Genomic DNA, 17,306 nt, shown 5'->3' on the forward strand with positions numbered 1-17,306 from the left:
CGGATGAAGGCCGGCGTGTATCTCCAGGGTAGGACCAATGCCCCTGAAGTTGTTCCTGAAGTTGTACCTGCGGTTAATCGGGCTGACAACAGTGGTCCTGTTGTTGTGTTTCTCCCTGTTCTGGGGAATCAACGCCGTTCGACTGCAAGCCTGGCAAGAACAATACCCCGCCCCCATGATGCGGTGGCTGGCCTCGGTGCCGGATCCGCTGGGCCAGTACCACTGGTTGGCCCAGTTGTATGATCTGCGGCTCACCGCGATGGAGGAACTGGACGTGACCCCGGTCGTTGCAGAACGCCTGGGGTATGGTCAACTGGTTGCCCAGAAAACCAGCCTGGGCTGGCGGGTGATGTTGGCCAGGGGGCAGGGGCGGGCACTGGTGGCCCATTTCCAGGACAGTTACAAGCAGGTGGCCGAAGCGGTTGCCTACATTTCCCTCTACCATCTGAACGAAACCCTCCCGGATGACCGGGACGCCCTGATGGCCCAGCTCTCCGAATCCCTGGGGGTGCGCCTGCGGCCTATCTCCGATGCCCGGGTGCCCGCGAGCGAGGTGCTGGAGCAGGTGACCCAGCGCCATGTCGCATTTTACCGGGGCGCCGACGGCGAGACCTCCCAGGTCCTGATCCGCCTGCAGGATGGCACCCTGTTGGGTATGTCCCTGTCGCCACCGTTCAATTCATGGCACTGGACCGTGGTTCTGTTGCTTGCCCTGGTGGCCGCAGGGGTGTTGGCCGCCGCACTCTACCTGTTGTTGAGGGATGTCGACCACAACCTGCGTGCCGTGGAATCGGTCGCCGTGCGGATTGCCCGGGGCGAGATGGGGGCCCGTGTGGAGGCCAGCGACAGTACGCTGGTGTCCAGGCTGGCCGCCGCCTTTAATGGCATGGCCGAGCAGATCCAGCGTCTGGTAGGGGTGCAACGGGAGATGATTCACGCAGTATCCCACGAGTTGCGTACGCCGGTGGCACGAATCCGGTTCGGGGTTCAGATGCTGGAGGGCTGCAGCAGTCCGGAAGCGCTGCAGAAGCAGCTGGACGGCATTGACGGCGATATCCAGGAGCTGGACGAACTGATCGATGAGATTCTGACCTACGCCCGGCTGGAACAGGGGGGGCCGGTGTTCACCCTGGTGGAGGCCTCGGTGACGGACCTGGTCCGGCAGGTGGTCGGCGAGCAGCAGCTGATTCGTCCGGACACGGTCATCGAGGCGGACATTGATGAGGCATCAGAACGCTGGGCCCTGTCGGATATCGAGCCCCGCTACATCCACCGGGCGATTCAGAACCTGGTGGGCAATGCCGCCCGCTACGCCAAAGGCCGGGTCCGGGTGCACTGCCAGCTCGATGAAGACAACTGCCGGGTGGATGTCGAGGATGATGGCCCTGGCATCCCCGAAGAAGACTGGGAAAAAGTCTTTACCGCCTTTGCCCGGCTGGATGACAGCCGGACCCGCACGTCCGGCGGCTATGGCCTGGGCCTGTCCATTGTTCGGCGTATCCTGTACTGGCATGGTGGCCAGGCCTTCGTGAACCGGAGTGAGGATCTCGGCGGGGCCCGTTTCAGTCTGGTCTGGCCGCGGAAGAAGCCGTTGGAGACAGTCGCCCCGTGATGCTTTTGTGACACCTGTACCGGTACGTCACCCAATGTAACAAAGACACACGTAATGCTCACTGAGCCGCTGGGGGGCAGCGAGCATACTGCACGTGTAAGGGATGACTTTTGAGGTTGTAGTTCTTACGAACTTTCCTTGTTTCATTCGTCATTTGAGGGCCGGAATTTCCGGCCCTTTTTTTTGTCCGCCGCGACCGCCCCGCTCTTCCATCCATCGCTGCAGGCTCTCCACCTCCTCCGGTTCGAGATGCAAGCCAAGCTTGCTGCGCCGCCACAGCACATCGTCTGTGGTTCGCGCCCATTCCTGCTCCATCAGGTACCGGACTTCGCATTCGTACAAAGTGCTGCCAAAGTGCTGGCCCAGCTCGGCGGTGCTCTGGCGTTCACCCAGGAAGCGAATGGCCAGCAGGCCGTAACTGCGACTGAAGCGTTCGAGCATCTCTGGGGGAAACTGGGGGTAGAGGCTGGTCAGGCATTCCAGGATCCCGGCATGGTTGTTCAGTTGCCGCGTGGCACCCGGTAGCGGGGCGCTCGCGGTGAAGCTCGGCCCCATGGTGGGGAACCAGTCTCGCAGGCGTTCCACCACTGCTTCCGCCAACTTGCGGTAGGTGGTGATCTTGCCGCCGAAGACGCTCAGCAGTGGGGCCTCATTGCCATCTCCCTGCAGCTCCAGGGTGTAGTCCCGGGTAATCGCCGACGGGTCGGTGGACTCGTCATCCAGCAGCGGGCGCACGCCAGAGTAGGTGTGAACGACGTCTTCTTTGGTGAGCTGGCCGGTGAAGTGGTCATTAACCACCTCGAGTAGGTAGTCGATTTCGTCATCGTCGATGCCCACCTCGGACGGATTGCCCTGATACTCCTTGTCGGTGGTACCGATCAGACTGAACCGCTCCTCGTAGGGCAGCACGAACACGATGCGGCGATCGGTATTCTGCAGGATGTAGGCTTCCTCTGACTCGATCAGCCGCGGCACGATGATGTGGCTGCCCTTGATCAGCCGAACGCCGTGGGGCGAAGGCCGGTCCAGCGCCTGGTCAAAGATCCGGGCGGCCCAGGGGCCGCTGGCGTTGACCAGGGCCCTGGCGTAGACGGTGTGGGCGTCGCCGGAGCGGGTGTCCTGCAGGTCCACTGCCCACAGCGCCTGGTCCTTCAATTGGCAAGCCTTGATGCAGCGGGTGTCCCGCATGATCCGGGCGCCATGGTTGCGGGCCGCCTGGGCATTGGCGATCACCAGGCGGGCATCGTCCACCCAACAGTCCGAGTAGCTGTAACCTTTGCGGATGCCCGGATTGAGGGGGCCTGAGCCGTTGAAGCGCACCTTGCGAGCCGGTGGCAGGATTTCCCGAGGGGCCAGGTGGTCGTACAGGAACAGGCCGGATCGAATCATCCAGCCGGGGCGCAGGTGCGGGCGGTGCGGCAGGGTGAATTGCATCGGGCGCACCAGATGGGGCGCAATCTTCAGCAGCACTTCCCTTTCTGCAAGGGCTTCCCGGACCAGCCGGAACTCGTAGTGCTCCAGGTAGCGCAAGCCGCCGTGCACCAGTTTGCTGCTGGCGGATGAGGTGGCGGAGCCCAGGTCGTTCTGCTCACAGAGCAGGACGCTGAGACCGCGACCGGACGCATCCGCGGCGATGCCGGTGCCATTGATGCCGCCGCCGATCACCAGAAGGTCATAAGTGTTCGATACCGTGTAGGAAGTGCTGTTCGTTCGGCTGTCCTGAGTGCCCATCTTGTCTTCCGGATATTCATAAGTAAAAAAATATGGGGCATAGTAGCGAAAAGTCGAAGCGGAAACCAAGTGAAATATTCGAGATCGAACATCTACGCTCGGAAAGTGTCTGATTCCGGGGCAATGATCAGGTTGACGCCCGAATCCTTGATGCAGGCGCTGAGGCGCCTGTTCGGTTGCAGGTCGGTGAACAGGTGGGTGGCCTGGGATATGTGGCCCAGGCGAATCATGGCGTTGCGTCCAAACTTGGTGTGGTCGGCGGCCAGGAAAACCTGGCGGCTGTGTTCGATGATGGCCTGGGCGACCCGCACCTCCTGGTAATCAAAATCCAGCAGGTCGCCGTCGTTATCGATGCCGCTGATGCCGATGACCGCAATGTCGACCTTGAACTGACGGATGAACTCCTGAGTGGCCTCGCCAATGATGCCGCCGTCCCGGTTGCGGACCATGCCGCCGGCGATGATCACGGTGAAGTCGTCCTTGCTGCACAGGATGCTGGCTACGTGCAGGTTGTTGGTGATCACGGTCAGCCCGGATTTGTTCAGCAGCGCCTTGGCGATGGTCTCGGTGGTGGTGCCGATGTTGATGAACAGCGAGCTGTTGTCGGGAACCTGCTCGGCAATGGCTTCGGCGATGCGTTGTTTTTCGTCCGGGTTGCGGATGCGGCGTTCGGAATAGGCGAGGTTGGCAGTGCTGGCCGGGAGGCCGGCGCCGCCGTGGTAGCGCCTCAGCCTGCCTGCTTCGTTAAGCGTATTGATGTCCCGGCGAATGGTTTGCGGAGTAACATTGAAATGCTCGGCCAGGGCTTCGACGGTCATGAAACCGCGGTCGCTGACCAGTTCGACAATGTTTTCGTGGCGGGCATTGAGGGTCATGGGCTCGATCCGGTTGTGTGACGTGGGTAAGGCTGTGTGGGTTTCCGAACGAAAATGCCTTCATTATAATTTTCGTTTGAGAAAATCCAACGACAAACCGCCGTTTTCGGGCCAAGTCCCGAGCAATAAATGCGATAATTAAGCGGCTTTCACGTGACGAAGAGGGATGTTCAGGATGCCAACCTATCTGCTGGCCATAGACCAGGGCACGACCAGTTCCAGGGCTATCGTTTTCACCAGTCGCGGTGAAATTTTTGCGGTTGCCCAGCAGGAGTTTCGACAGCATTTTCCCCGCGATGGTTGGGTCGAGCATGATCCGATGGAGATCTGGGAAAGCTCGCTGCAAGTCTGCCGCAATGCGGTTCGCCAGGCCGGTATTGAGGCCAGGGACATCGCCGGGATCGGCATCACCAACCAACGTGAAACAACCGTCATTTGGGACCGTGCGACCGGCAAGCCGATCCATCCTGCGGTGGTCTGGCAGGATCGGCGTACCGCCGCCACCTGTACCCAGCTGAGAAGCAAGGGCCATGAAAACCTGGTGGTGGAGCGTAGCGGGCTGTTGATCGATCCGTACTTTTCCGCCACCAAGATTGCCTGGATCCTGGACGAGGTGGAGGGTGCCCGGGCCCGCGCCGAGGCCGGTGAACTGGCCTTCGGTACCGTGGACACCTGGCTGCTGTGGCAGCTCACCGGCGGTCGCTCCCACCTCACCGACGCCACCAACGCCTCGCGTACCGCGCTGTTTAACATTCATAGCCAGAGCTGGGATGACGAACTGCTGGCGTTGTTCCGGGTGCCGCGGGCCATCCTGCCGGAAGTGAAAGACTCGGCAGCCGACTTTGGCACCCTGACGGACGATATTCTGGGCGCACCGATCAAGGTGGCGGGCATTGCCGGCGATCAGCAGGCGGCCCTGGTGGGGCAGGCCTGTTTCGAGCGTGGCATGGCCAAGAGTACCTATGGCACCGGCTGTTTCCTCATGCTCAATACCGGCACCGAAGCGGTGCGGTCCGAAAACCGGCTGCTGACCACCGTCGCCTATCGGCTGAATGGCCAGACCAATTACGCGGTTGAGGGCAGCATTTTTGTGGCCGGCGCCGCCATGCAGTGGCTGCGGGATGGTCTCAAGCTGATCGGCCATGCCCGCGAGTCGACCGCCCTTGCCGAGGCGGTTGGCGTGGAGAATGCGGTGTATATGGTGCCGGCGTTTACCGGGCTGGGTGCCCCGCACTGGGACCCGGATGCCCGGGGGGCGATCCTTGGGCTGACCCGGGATACCGGGATTGCGGAGGTTGTGACCGCCGGCCTGCAGTCGGTGTGCTACCAGACCAAGGATCTGATTCGGGCCATCCAGAATGACGGTGCCCGGCTTGAGGAGCTGAGGGTCGATGGCGGCATGGCGGTCAACGACTGGGTGATGCAGTTCCTGGCGGATATCCTCAATGTGCCGGTGGATCGCCCCCGGGTCACGGAGACCACAGCCCTGGGCGCGGCCTACCTGGCTGGGCTGCAAGTGGGGGTCTTTCAGGGGCTGGAGGACATTGCCGCTATGTGGGAGCGGGAGCGCCGCTTTGTGCCGGAGATGGCACCGGGGCTGCGGGAGTCGCTCTATGCCGGCTGGGAAGATGCGGTCGAACGCATCAGCCACAACTGATGCCGTCGTCAGGGGCCTGCCAGGGCTGGCGGGCTCCGGTTATTCCGAGCGCTCGAAGGCGATCAGGTGATCGGCCTCAACCCTGACCGGTACGGTTTCGCCCAGGTGGAAGTCCAGGTGGCTGCGGAACAGAGCTTCGAACTCGGTCTCGTCAGACAGCTTGAAGCGGTACAGTGTTGAGGTGCCGGCAAAGGTTTTTTCCACCACCCGGGGTTGCAGCGGCGAGTCGGCGTCGTAAACGATGTCGTCGGGGCGGATCAGCACGTCCACCAGAGTACCGGATGGCCATTTGTAGGCCCGGTTGCCGCGGATCACCCCCAGTTCCGAGTCGATGGCATCCGGCCCCATGGCCGTGCCGGGGATGAATCCGCCCTGGCCGATAAAGCCGGCTACGAAGCGGTTGGCTGGCTCGTGGTATAAATTGTAGGGCTCGTCCCATTGCTGAATGCGACCGGCCCGAAGCACCGCCACCTGATCGCACATGGCGAAGGCTTCCTGCTGGTCGTGGGTGACCAGCAGGGCGCTGATGCCCAGGGACTTGAGGATTTCCCGCACGTCCAGGCTCAGGCGACGGCGCAGGTCGGCGTCCAGGTTGGAGAATGGCTCGTCCAGCAAGATCAGGGTGGGCTCTGGTGCCAAAGCCCTGGCCAGGGCAACGCGCTGCTGTTGGCCGCCAGAAAGTTCGTGCGGGTAATTGTGCGCCAGGTCTTTCAGGTGCACCAGATCAAGCAGCTCCATGACTTTTTGCTGCCGCTCCTCGCGGGAGCTGTGCTTGAGGCCAAAGCCGACGTTGCCCGCCACCGTCAGGTGAGGGAAGAGGGCATAGTCCTGGAACACCATGCCTATCTTGCGTTTCTCAGGTGCCAGGGTGCGGCCAGGCAGGCTGATATCCCGCGACTGCAGACGGATCTCGCCGGACTTCAGCGGCAGGAAGCCCGCGAGGGCTCGCAGGATGGTGCTCTTGCCGCAACCACTGGGACCGAGTAGGCAGCCGATGTCACCGTGACCGAGGGCGAAGTTGACGTCGTGAACCACGGTTTCGCCATTGTAGCCACAGGCGAGGTTGTTGACCTCCAGCAGCCAATCGGAGACAGGGGTCTTGCCGCTCGTCATGACGTGGTCAGCCCAGTTGGCCGAGAATCAGGAACTCAAGCAGGGCCTTTTGGGCATGCAGGCGGTTCTCCGCCTCGTCCCAGACCACCGAGCTGGCATGCTCGAGCATGTCATCGGAGATCTCTTCACCCCGGTGGGCGGGCAGGCAGTGCATGAACAGGGCATCCGGGTCCGCCAGTTGCATCAGCTTGGGATTGATTTGGTATTCCCTGAAATCGGATTCCCGGGCCTGCTGCTCTTCTTCCTGCCCCATGGAAGCCCAGACGTCGGTGACCAGGAGGTGAGCTCCCCGGGCTGCCTCGGCGGGGTCGGTGATGACGGTCACCCGATCGCCGGCCCAATTCAGCAGTTCCCTGGACGGTTCATAGCCGTTCGGGCAGGCAATGCGCAGATTGAAGTCAAACTGCATGGCGGCATTGATGTAGGAGTTACACATGTTGTTGCCGTCGCCAACCCAGGTTACCGTCGCGCCCTGGATGCTGCCCCGGTGCTCCCGGAAGGTCTGCATATCGGCCAGCAGTTGGCAGGGGTGAAAGTCATCGGTGAGGGCGTTGATCACCGGGCGCTGGGAGGCGCTGGCAAAGCTGGTGACCTTGTTGTGGGCGAAGGTTCGGATCATCACCGCATCGACCATGCTGGATATGACGATGGCGGAGTCTTCGATGGGTTCACCTCGGCCCAGTTGGGTGTCCCGGGGGGAGAGGAACAGGGCGGAACCGCCCAGTTGTGCCATGCCGGCTTCAAAGGAGACACGGGTGCGGGTGGACGATTTTTCAAAAATCATGGCCAGCACACGGTTTTTCAGGGAATCGCGAATCTGGCCAGACCGCCACTCCTGTTTCAGCTTGCTGGCGTGGGCCAAAAGCAGGTCCAACTCGTCGGGAGTCAAATCATTCAGTGTCAGAAAATGTCTTACTGCCATGTTCACGGCCTTTAGCTGATCCTTGGGAAGCGGAAAACGAGAGATAGCAATCCGGAGTCAAGTTTATCCCGGAGTACCCGTGCCGCTGAATGCTGAGCGGGTATCCGGCGGGAAGCCCCGCGGGAATTGCGTGACGTGCCCGACGACAGGCGAAAGGCCAAGTCTAGCGGGTCAATCCTGGGATGACAATGCTGCCGGCGGCGGGAGGGTTTGGTGCGGGATTGACAGGGTGTGTACAATAGGCTGAAAAGTTCCCTGTCCCAGGGGGTGTGGTGTACCGGCTGGGTTTGTGTCCCCGGTCAGGCGTCTCTGTCAACCACAAGCAGCCTGCTGTGACGTTCCGGATAGCAACGAAGAGGTAAGAGTGCATGGATATTAACGAAACGATCAAGAGTCAGTTGGAGGAGAACCCGATCATCATTTACATGAAGGGTACCCCGCAGTCTCCCCAATGTGGCTTCTCCGCCAGAACGGTGCAGGCGCTGATGGCATGCGGTGAACGGTTTGCCTTCGTCAATATCCTGGACAATCAGGAGTTGCGTGAGGCACTGAAGGTCTATTCCAGCTGGCCCACCTATCCACAGCTTTACATCAATGGCGAGCTGGTCGGTGGCTGCGACATCGTGCTGGAGCTGTCCGAGAGCGGCGAGTTGGCCGAAATGGTCAAGGCTGCCGCCAAACAGGCCGAAGCCTGATTTTGTTGGAGCTGGGCCTTCCCCTGGCCCAGCTCACAGTCGCTCCGGGGTAAAGACGATGTCCACCCGGAAACGGTTACTGCTCTGACGGCCTTCGGGTGGCGGTGGATAAGGGCTGGCACTGAGTGCGCCCTGATACGCTGCACGGTCTATAACCGGGTTACCCGACGAACGGCTGACCGTGGCGCCGATCAAGGCCCCATTTCCCATCAAATGTAATTCAATTTCCACCGGTGCGGGTTGCCCGTGCTCCAGGGTGGCGGTCAATGCCTGGGCAAAGGTCCCACGAGCATGGCGGGCGATCCTCACCGCCAGTGCGGTCAGGTAGGGAGATGTTTCCACCGGTTTGCCCAGCTGAGTGATTTCCTGGGGCTGATCGGTGGTGCGTTCAACCGGGCTGGTCGAAGGTGCAGGGCTCGCTGCCGCTGGCCGGGGCGGCGGCGGTGCAGGCCGCGGTGTCGTCGTGGACGATGGCTGCGGCTGCGCCGGCGGCGTCTGGGTGGTAGCGACTGTCCTGGTGGCGTGCCTGCTCTGGATCACGGGCGTTACCGGCTCCGGTTCGGGGGGGCGCGTTACCGGTGTTTCCGGTCGTTCAGGTGCAGGGGGGCGCGCCTGTTGGTTGTCGGCGTTGGCGGGCTGTGACAACGAAATCCTGAGGGCGGAGGGGGCCGGCCGGTCATCCGGCAGGGAAATGAGCGGCACCAGTGACACCGCCAGGGTGTGAAGCAACAATGCGACTGACAGCGCGAGGAGCAACCGGTACTTGGCCGGGAGGGGGGGGCGGCTGCCGGTGTCAAACATGAAACGGGGGCGGCTCCTGATAACGGCTGCAGGCAAGCGTGGGTAGGGCGGGGGTTAGCCCGCCGCCTTGCCTTTCAGGGTGGTAACGACCGCATCCAGTGCTCGATCGATCAGCGCCCCCTGTTCCAGCACAGTGAGGCGTCCCCGGCGCATTTCGTGGGCCAGCTCCACGCGTTTTTTCTCAATGACCTTGAGGCCCATTCGGTTGACGAACACGAAGCAGTCCGCCTCTTCGATGATGGCGGTCAGTTTGCAGCGGAAGCTGGCGCCGTTCACCAGGCCAAACTCCACCCAGGTGCCAATGTCGATGGCATCCACTTTCTCGATGTACTCGGCAATAGCGGCGTCTTCCAGCTCCTGTTGCCGCTCAACGGCGGTTGGGTGCTTGGGTTCGGGCTCCGGTTCGGGCTCCGGCTCCTTGGGCGTCTCCCGTGCCTCGGCCAGGGCATGGGTCCGAAACGCCTCGGTCAGCTCGTGCTTGAGGTCGCTCATCATGGTATCGAGCTTGCTGGAGTTGTAGGACACTTCCTCCAGGCCAGCCCGCAAGGATTTCAGCAGGGCGGGTACCACCCGTACCCACTGATCGCGGGCTTCGTCATCGAGGCGGGGGTGGAGGCACCAGATCAGGTCGTCGACCACGCGCACGGCGCTGTTCCACCGGTTTTCGACGTCGTTTCGCAGGTAGGCAAGGAACATGACCCTGCTCCAGCCGTTCACCAGAATGTCGTGGACGGTGTCTGAGATGGAATGCTGTGACAGCTTTTCCTGCAGGAGTTTGTCGACGGTTTCCTGGGCCTTCTGGGACTTGATGCGTCCGCGTTCGGATTCCCGGGTACGCTGTTCCACCAGTGACGCCCGACGATTTTCCCGGGCCAGGAATTGCTCGAAATCATCGCCGAGCTGCTCAAACAGCGAAATATCGCCGTCGAATTCCTCCAGAATCCGCAACACAATGGTGTGGATCTGGTCGTACAGCTTGTCGCGGGTTTTCTCGTCGCTTTCGCTCCAGCCAATCCCGGCCCGGGCCAGCGAGTTCAGTAACCGCCGTGCCGGGTGACCGGCTTTGCTGAAGAAGGATCTGTCCTTGATGACGACCTTCAGGATCGGGATCTGCAATCGGCTGATCAGTACCTGGATGGGCGCTGACAGGTTGTAGTCGTCGAGAATGAACTCAAACAGCATGGAGACCAGGTTGATCAGGTCTTCATCGGTTTCGTTGAGGGCCGGTTTCTTGCCGTCCGCGGTTTCGGTCTTGCTCAACAGGCTTTCAACGACCTGGTGCAGGTCCAGCACCACCGGCTTGCCGCCGCTGAGATCGCCTTGGATTGAATCTTGGGGGGCCTGCGGCAGTGATGCCAGCAGATGCGCCAACTCCGGGCCGCCGACCACGTGCACGTTGGGGTCTGCGGCTCTGGGCGCTTGGCCACTGACTTGTCGCTGTCGGTTCAGCAACTGCCGGATCTGCTCGAACAGCGCTTCGCTCTCCGGGCTGCCGCGATCCGCTGGCGGGGCCGAAGACCGTGTGCCGGCTGATTCGCCCGGACTTTGGCCGGATGGACTCGCCTGGGCATTGGTCTTGCCGTGGTAGCGGAAGTTGGGAATGATCCCGGCCTGGATCAGGATGCGGTTGGCCTCGTCCAGCAGCATGCCCAGGTTGGCGACCACATAGCGGTCGAACTGCTTGAGAACGATCAGCCGCTCGCGAATCTGGATTTCCAGTGCCTGGGTGGCCTCCACGAAGGCTGCGCACAAGTGCTCGGGCGCCAGCGGGTTGACCGGGTCTTCCTCGCTGGCGCCCGGGTAGATCACCGAGAATCGTGTCTGCAGCTGAATCAGTGGCCCCTGAAAATGAGCGCGGGATTTGCTCACCATGGCATTGAGCGCGACCTGTTCTTCCAGGTCGTCGTCCTGCACCAGGGTCAGGGTATCCAGGGTGGCCTTGTTGGCGTCCTGGTCCGCAGGCAAGGCGGAGCCCGCCCGGGGAGGGTGGTCAAACAGCTCGGCGATTGCCGTCTGGAAGTGCTTTTCTATGCCTTTGCGTTTGATCCGGATCTCGCGCATGGCTTCGAAGTAGCGATTCTGTTCGTTATTGCTCCGCGCGTTGTTGGCCAGCTCGAACAACGAATCGTCTACGGCATCGAAAGCTCCCTGCAATAAATCGCATAGCCCGGCGGTGACAGTGTCACGAATCCGTACCACCTCCCTTGGAAGTTGTGATTTACTGCCGGCATCCCTGTGCTCACGGATATAATGTATGCCGGACTGCTTTTTCATGGCCGACTCCTGTTACGCCTCAACCGGATACATGACCGAGCTAAACTGCATCTTTTATGATTATGCGCGTAATTTACCGTAATTCCCTGTCAGGTAAAATGACCAATTGATTAAGGTCTGTATTCCGTTCTCTCGGGTTCGAAGACCGTCCTCGCTCTCCGGACCGAGGTGGCGTGAATGCCCCTCCTTTGGTGTCAGTTGGTATAAACAGGCCCAACCCCCATGCTCCAGATAACGACGCTGATTGCCAGCAGCGCCACAAACATCACCAGACCCACGGTCAGCACCGACGACGCGAACATGAAGCCGCGGTCAGCCGGGATCTTCATCAGTATCGGCAACCCCTCATAAAGCAGGTAAACGGAATAGGCGATCGCGAGCAGCCCTACCAGCATGTTTACCCAGATGTTCGGATAGGCGGCAATTACCCCCAGTAAAAACACCGGGGTGGCGGTATAGGCTGCCAGTGTCACTCCATGGGGCTGTTGCTCCCTGACCTCATAGGTCGCTGCGAAAAAGTCAATAAACCGGCCAATGATGTAGATGCCGGCCAGCATGGCTGCGTAGAACAGTACGCACAATTGCAGGGCGCTGCCGGAGGTGAGTCGGACTATCTGGCCGTCCCCGACCTGCCAGCCAACCTGTGTGCTGCCGTAGTAGCCCGCTGCGGCAGGAATTAGGGCGAGCAGGAGAATATGCCCAAAGTACAGTTTACTGACGGATTCTGAATCTTTTCTGATCGCTTCCCACTCTTGGTCCGGGTGGGTGAGTAGACCAAACGTGTGTCCCAGGCTCATGGCTCGCACTCCTGTTTTTATTATGCACGACTGCAATTTCAGTTTTGGAGTTGGCGGCTGCAAGGTCAAGGAAATGGTTAAAATATGATCTTTCTAGCCGGTGGGCTACTATAACAGAATCGTATATGGCGACGGCCGGCGGTCAATGACCCCGGCCGCGGCGCTTGAGGGGATGAACGATGGCAGCCTTGACCACGTTGTCCTTGATCTGGAGCACTTCGATGCGGTGGTCCTGGACCCGCAGACAGATGTTGGTTTCCGGGATGGATTCGAGGGTTTCAGTGATCAGGCCATTGAGGGTCTTGGGGCCATCGGTGGGCAGTTTCCAGCCCAGGGTCTTGTTGATGGTACGTACCGCGGCGGTGCCGTCGATGATGTAGGTGCCATCGTCCTGGGGGATGATGTCCGGGCTGGTGGCGGCGTAGTCGGTGGTGAATTCGCCGACGATTTCTTCCAGGATGTCCTCCAGGGTGGCAATGCCCAGCACCTCGCCATACTCATCGACCACGATGCCGAAACGGCGTTTGGCCTTCTGGAAGTTGATCAACTGGGTGTTGAGCGGTGTGCTTTCGGGGATGAAATAGGGCTCGCGGCAGAGCTGCATCAGCATCGCCTTGTTGATGTCTTCCTGCATCAGCAGCTTGGAGGTATTGCGCAGGTGCATCACGCCCTGAACGTTGTTGATGTCGCCCTTGTAGACTGGCAGGCGGGTATGCTGGCTGCTGCGCAGCTGGCGCAGGATGGTCTCCAGGTCGTCGTCCAGGTCGATACCGATGACCTCGTTGCGGGGAACGAAGATGTCGTTCACCGTGACGTTTTCCAGGTCCAGGATGCTGACCAGCATATCCTTATGCTTGGTGGGGATGAGCGCGCCCGCCTCGTTGACCAGGGTGCGAAGTTCCTCGCGGCTGAGGTGGTCATTGGCGGCGTCCTGGGCCGATACGCCGATCAGTTTGAGGATGAATCCGGTGAACAGGTTAACCAGCCAGACCACCGGATAGAGCACCTTGAGCATGGGAGCCAGGGCGTGGCTGGCGGGAAAGGCAATCTTTTCCGGAAACAGGGCTGCCAGGGTCTTGGGGGTGACCTCGGCAAAGATCAGGATCACGATGGTCAGCAGCAGGGTAGCGATGGCGATGCCGGCATCGCCCCAGATCCGGATGGCGATCACCGTGGCAATGGCCGAGGCCAGGATGTTGACAAAATTGTTGCCAATCAGGATGACGCCGATCAACTGGTCGGTGCGCTGCAGCAGCTTCTGGGCTCGCCGGGCGCCTTTGTGGCCGGTTTTCGCCAGATGTTTCAGGCGATACCGGTTCAGCGACATCATGCCGGTTTCGGAGCTGGAGAAAAATGCGGACAGTAAAATGAGCCCCGCGAGGAGCGAAAACAGCGCCGTAAGCGATGCCTCGTTCAAAAGAGGGAGTCCTTATGTTGCGGATAAGTTGCGAAAATAGGGGGTCACTGTGGCTGCTGTCAAGCCTGGCCGGTGCGCTTCTTAACCGGGTTGCTGGAAGACCAGTTCCAGGACGAACTTGCTGCCATAGAAGCCCAGCATCAGCAGGGCGCACCCGGTCAGCGTCCAGCGGCTTGCCGTGGTGCCTCGCCAGCCTTTGGTGTAGCGCCCAATCAGCAAGGCCACAAACACCGCCAGCGACATCAGGGAAAAGATGGTCTTGTGGGCTACGTTCTGGGCAAACAGGTCATTGACGAACAGGGCCCCGGTGGCAATGGCCAGCACCAGCAGGACAACGCCGGCCCATACCATTTCAAACAACAGGGATTCCATGGTTTGCAGCGGAGGCAGGTTACGCACCAGCGGGCTATTGTAGTTGTGTTTGAGCTGCCGGTTCTGGAAGTAGAGCAGCACCGCCTGGGCCGCCGCCAGGGAGAGCAGGCTGTAGGCGGTGATGGACAGCGCGATGTGGGAAAGCATGCCGTAATTGTCGTCCGCCACCAGCCGTGGGCTGCTCGGGGTGGCCAGCAGTACCAGAATGGTGATTCCCGCCAGCGGGTAGATGGCCAGCGACAGGTTGTGGACGGGCTTGCGAATGCCCAGGGCCAGCAGCAGGGCCACGATGATCCAGGAGATCAGCACCGAACTCTGGAAGAAGCCGAGGTCAAAGCCGCCGTCATGGTGCACGGTTTGCCAGATCAGCAGGCCGTGTCCGATCAGGGCCAGTACGCCAACCAGCCCGGTGATCGCTGGAGAGGTGTGAACACGGCCGCGAAAGCTGAGCGCTTGCAGGGCGGTGCCGACACTGTAGAGAAAAAGCGAGATCACCGCGAGAATCAGCGTTCCCATGTCGTCCTTATTTGGTTGATTGATCGGGACACTAGGGGCCTTGGGGCGTTCTGGACGGGCCCAGAGGTTACCTGTTATGCAATGATTTGACCGGGCTGGTCGTTTCAGCGCGATAGTCTGGTTATAATGTCGCGATTGTGCAACCGGAATCAACCGGTTCCCTGTTCATGCACCCAATAATCAGGGGTACGGATTTACGCTATGTTTGAAAACCTGACAGACCGACTCTCAGGCAGCCTACGGAAGATTTCCGGCCAGGCCCGACTGACTGATGACAACATCAAGGACACGCTGCGGGAGGTGCGCAAGGCTCTGCTTGAGGCGGACGTGGCCTTGCCGGTGGTGAAGGAGTTTGTTGCCAGTGTCCGCAAGCGCGCAATCGGTCAGGAGGTGCGGCGTAGTCTGACGCCGGGGCAGGTGTTCGTCCGTGTGGTCCAGCAGGAGCTGGAAAAGGTCATGGGCGAGGGCAACGAGGCGTTGAACCTGGCGACCCAGCCGCCGGCAGTGGTCATGATGGCGGGTCTGCAGGGGGCGGGTAAGACCACCACGGTCGCCAAGCTGGCCCGGTTGCTGAAAGAACGTGAGAAAAAATCGGTGCTGGTAGTCAGTGCTGACATCTACCGCCCGGCGGCGATCAACCAGTTGGAGACCCTGGCGGGGGAAGTGGGCGTTGAGTTTCATCCCAGCAGCGCTGACCAGGATCCTGTGGACATCGCCGAGGGGGCGATCGATGCCGCCCGCAAGAAGCATATCGACGTTGTGATACTCGATACCGCTGGCCGGCTGCACATCGACGAGCAGATGATGGGCGAGATTGGTCGGCTCCATAAGGCGGTGAGCCCCATCGAAACCCTGTTTGTGGTTGACTCCATGACCGGTCAGGACGCCGCCAATACCGCCAAGGCGTTCAATGATGCGCTGCCGTTGACCGGGGTGGTGCTCACCAAGACCGATGGTGATGCCCGCGGTGGGGCCGCGCTGTCGGTGCGCCACATCACCGGCAAGCCCATCAAGTTCCTGGGGGTGGGTGAAAAAAGCGATGCCCTGGAGCCGTTCCATCCTGACCGGGTGGCGTCGCGGATCCTGGGTATGGGCGATGTGCTTTCCTTAATAGAGGAAGCCGAACGCAAGCTCGACCAGAAAAAAGCCCAGAAGCTGACCAAGAAGATCAAAAAGGGCAAGAGTTTCGATCTGGAAGACTTTCGCGACCAGATCCAGCAGATGAAGAATATGGGCGGTGTCGGTGGGTTGCTGGACAAGTTACCTGGCATGGGGCAGATGGCCCAGGTGGCCCAGCAGCAGGTCAATGACAAGAGTATTGGGCAGATGGAAGCCATCATCTGTTCCATGACCCCTAAAGAGCGTCGCTACCCCGACACCATCAACAATTCCCGCAAGCGTCGAATCGCCGCCGGCTCCGGCACCCAGATACAGGACGTCAACCGGCTGCTGAAGCAGCACAAGCAGATGTCCAAGATGATGAAGAAGTTCAGCAAGAAAGGCGCCATGGCCAACATGATGCGTGGTATGGGCGGGATGATGCCGCCAGGTGGCGGTGGTGGAATGCCGCCGATGGGGCGTATGTAATAGCCGCATGCATTAGCTGTTTTCTTTGGCGGTTTTTTAGCATAGAATAGCGCCCCTTTCGAGTATGGGTCTTCGTATCAGCCGCATTTGAGCTGGTGCGAATCGTACAAAGTTCGTACAACTGAACAGGATATTGGTCGAAATGGTAACAATCCGTTTGGCTCGTGGCGGCTCCAAGAAGCGCCCGTTCTACCATCTGACAGTCACTGACAGCCGCAAATCCCGCGACGGTCGTTTCATTGAGCGTGTTGGCTTCTTCAACCCGGTTGCCCGTGGTCAGGAAGAGCGCCTGCGTATCGATCGTGACCGCGTAGACTACTGGTTGGGTCAGGGCGCCCAGGCTAGCGAACGCGTGGCTCAGCTGCTGAAAGGCGCCGAGTAAGTTCGATCTAGGCCGGGGTGAAGGCATGACACAGCGTTCGCAGGAAACTGTGATTGGCCGGATTACCTCGGTATATGGCGTCAAGGGCTGGTTGAAGGTTTATTCCTACACCGATCCCATTGACGGCATCTTGCAGTATCCAGACTGGACCCTGGTTCAGGATGGACGGCGAAAGCCAATCAGGCTTGAGGAAGGTCGCCGGCACGGTCCGGGGATTGTCGTCAAGTTGGCCGGTGTTGCCGACCGGGATATGGCGCGTGGTTATTGTGGTGCCGACATCGTGGTGCCAATCGATGCCCTGCCTGAGCTGCCGGAAGGCGAATATTACTGGCACCAGCTGGAAGGCCTGACGGTGGTTACTGTCGCTGGCGATTGTCTGGGCCAGGTGCACCACTTGATGGAGACCGGCTCGAATGACGTCCTGGTGGTTCGCGCCAGTAGCGACTCCATCGACCAGCGGGAGCGGTTGGTGCCCTATCTCCCCGAGCAGGTAATCCGGGAGATCGATCTTGCCGCCGGTACCATGGTGGTGGACTGGGATCCGGAGTTCTGACG

General features: G+C 60.5%; 15 protein-coding genes. 6 read left to right on the forward strand and 9 right to left on the reverse strand.

The features are described from left to right. The first annotated feature begins 37 nt into the window (after positions 1–37). Complete coding sequence (locus R3175_RS00115) at positions 38–1,612, forward strand: ATP-binding protein (RefSeq protein WP_318941445.1); 1,575 nt, start codon at positions 38–40, stop codon at positions 1,610–1,612. Between the two features lie 150 nt (positions 1,613–1,762). On the opposite strand, the gene glpD is transcribed toward R3175_RS00115, so the two are convergent. Beyond that, positions 1,763–3,343: a glycerol-3-phosphate dehydrogenase gene (glpD, locus tag R3175_RS00120; RefSeq protein WP_318941446.1), complete on the reverse strand. Its 1,581-nt coding sequence runs from the start codon at positions 3,341–3,343 to the stop codon at positions 1,763–1,765. A 92-nt stretch (positions 3,344–3,435) separates the two neighbouring features. After that, the gene (locus R3175_RS00125; RefSeq protein ID WP_318941447.1) at positions 3,436–4,218 is read right to left on the reverse strand and encodes a DeoR/GlpR family DNA-binding transcription regulator; all 783 of its coding nucleotides are present in this window, start codon (positions 4,216–4,218) and stop codon (positions 3,436–3,438) included. 175 nt (positions 4,219–4,393) lie between these two features. On the opposite strand from R3175_RS00125, the gene glpK reads away from it, so the two are divergent. Next, entirely contained in the window at positions 4,394–5,875 is a 1,482-nt protein-coding gene (glpK, locus tag R3175_RS00130) for a glycerol kinase GlpK (protein WP_318941448.1), read from the forward strand. 39 nt (positions 5,876–5,914) lie between these two features. On the opposite strand, the gene R3175_RS00135 is transcribed toward glpK, so the two are convergent. Together R3175_RS00135 and argF are read right to left on the reverse strand one after the other, a co-directional pair. Then, entirely contained in the window at positions 5,915–6,988 is a 1,074-nt protein-coding gene (locus R3175_RS00135; RefSeq protein ID WP_318941449.1) for an ABC transporter ATP-binding protein, read from the reverse strand. A gap of 7 nt (positions 6,989–6,995) precedes the next feature. Next, entirely contained in the window at positions 6,996–7,910 is a 915-nt protein-coding gene (gene argF, locus R3175_RS00140) for an ornithine carbamoyltransferase (RefSeq protein ID WP_318941450.1), read from the reverse strand. A 368-nt stretch (positions 7,911–8,278) separates the two neighbouring features. Between argF and grxD the strand changes: the two genes are divergently transcribed. After that, entirely contained in the window at positions 8,279–8,605 is a 327-nt protein-coding gene (grxD, locus tag R3175_RS00145; protein WP_318941451.1) for a Grx4 family monothiol glutaredoxin, read from the forward strand. A gap of 33 nt (positions 8,606–8,638) precedes the next feature. On the opposite strand, the gene R3175_RS00150 is transcribed toward grxD, so the two are convergent. From R3175_RS00150 to R3175_RS00170, 5 genes are all read right to left on the reverse strand, one after another. Continuing rightward, entirely contained in the window at positions 8,639–9,406 is a 768-nt protein-coding gene (locus R3175_RS00150) for an energy transducer TonB (protein ID WP_318941452.1), read from the reverse strand. Between the two features lie 54 nt (positions 9,407–9,460). Further along, positions 9,461–11,680 (reverse strand): DUF1631 domain-containing protein, encoded by a 2,220-nt coding sequence (locus tag R3175_RS00155; protein WP_318941453.1) that lies wholly within the window; start codon positions 11,678–11,680, stop codon positions 9,461–9,463. A 194-nt stretch (positions 11,681–11,874) separates the two neighbouring features. After that, positions 11,875–12,477, reverse strand: a complete 603-nt coding sequence (locus tag R3175_RS00160; RefSeq protein WP_318941454.1) for a Yip1 family protein — start codon at positions 12,475–12,477, stop codon at positions 11,875–11,877. A 142-nt stretch (positions 12,478–12,619) separates the two neighbouring features. Continuing rightward, the gene (locus R3175_RS00165; protein WP_318941455.1) at positions 12,620–13,894 is read right to left on the reverse strand and encodes an HlyC/CorC family transporter; all 1,275 of its coding nucleotides are present in this window, start codon (positions 13,892–13,894) and stop codon (positions 12,620–12,622) included. 81 nt (positions 13,895–13,975) lie between these two features. Next, positions 13,976–14,782, reverse strand: a complete 807-nt coding sequence (locus R3175_RS00170) for an inner membrane protein YpjD (protein WP_318941456.1) — start codon at positions 14,780–14,782, stop codon at positions 13,976–13,978. Positions 14,783–14,983: 201 nt separating this feature from the next. Here R3175_RS00170 and ffh point away from each other — a divergent pair, with 201 nt between their 5' ends. From ffh to rimM, 3 genes are all read left to right on the forward strand, one after another. After that, entirely contained in the window at positions 14,984–16,369 is a 1,386-nt protein-coding gene (gene ffh, locus R3175_RS00175) for a signal recognition particle protein (protein WP_318941457.1), read from the forward strand. A 142-nt stretch (positions 16,370–16,511) separates the two neighbouring features. Further along, complete coding sequence (gene rpsP / locus R3175_RS00180) at positions 16,512–16,751, forward strand: 30S ribosomal protein S16 (RefSeq protein WP_318941458.1); 240 nt, start codon at positions 16,512–16,514, stop codon at positions 16,749–16,751. A gap of 25 nt (positions 16,752–16,776) precedes the next feature. Next, positions 16,777–17,304, forward strand: a complete 528-nt coding sequence (gene rimM / locus R3175_RS00185; RefSeq protein WP_318941459.1) for a ribosome maturation factor RimM — start codon at positions 16,777–16,779, stop codon at positions 17,302–17,304. The last annotated feature ends 2 nt before the right edge of the window (positions 17,305–17,306 follow it).

The sequence above is a fragment of the Marinobacter sp. genome, assembly GCF_033722735.1.
Lineage (GTDB): Bacteria > Pseudomonadota > Gammaproteobacteria > Pseudomonadales > Oleiphilaceae > Marinobacter.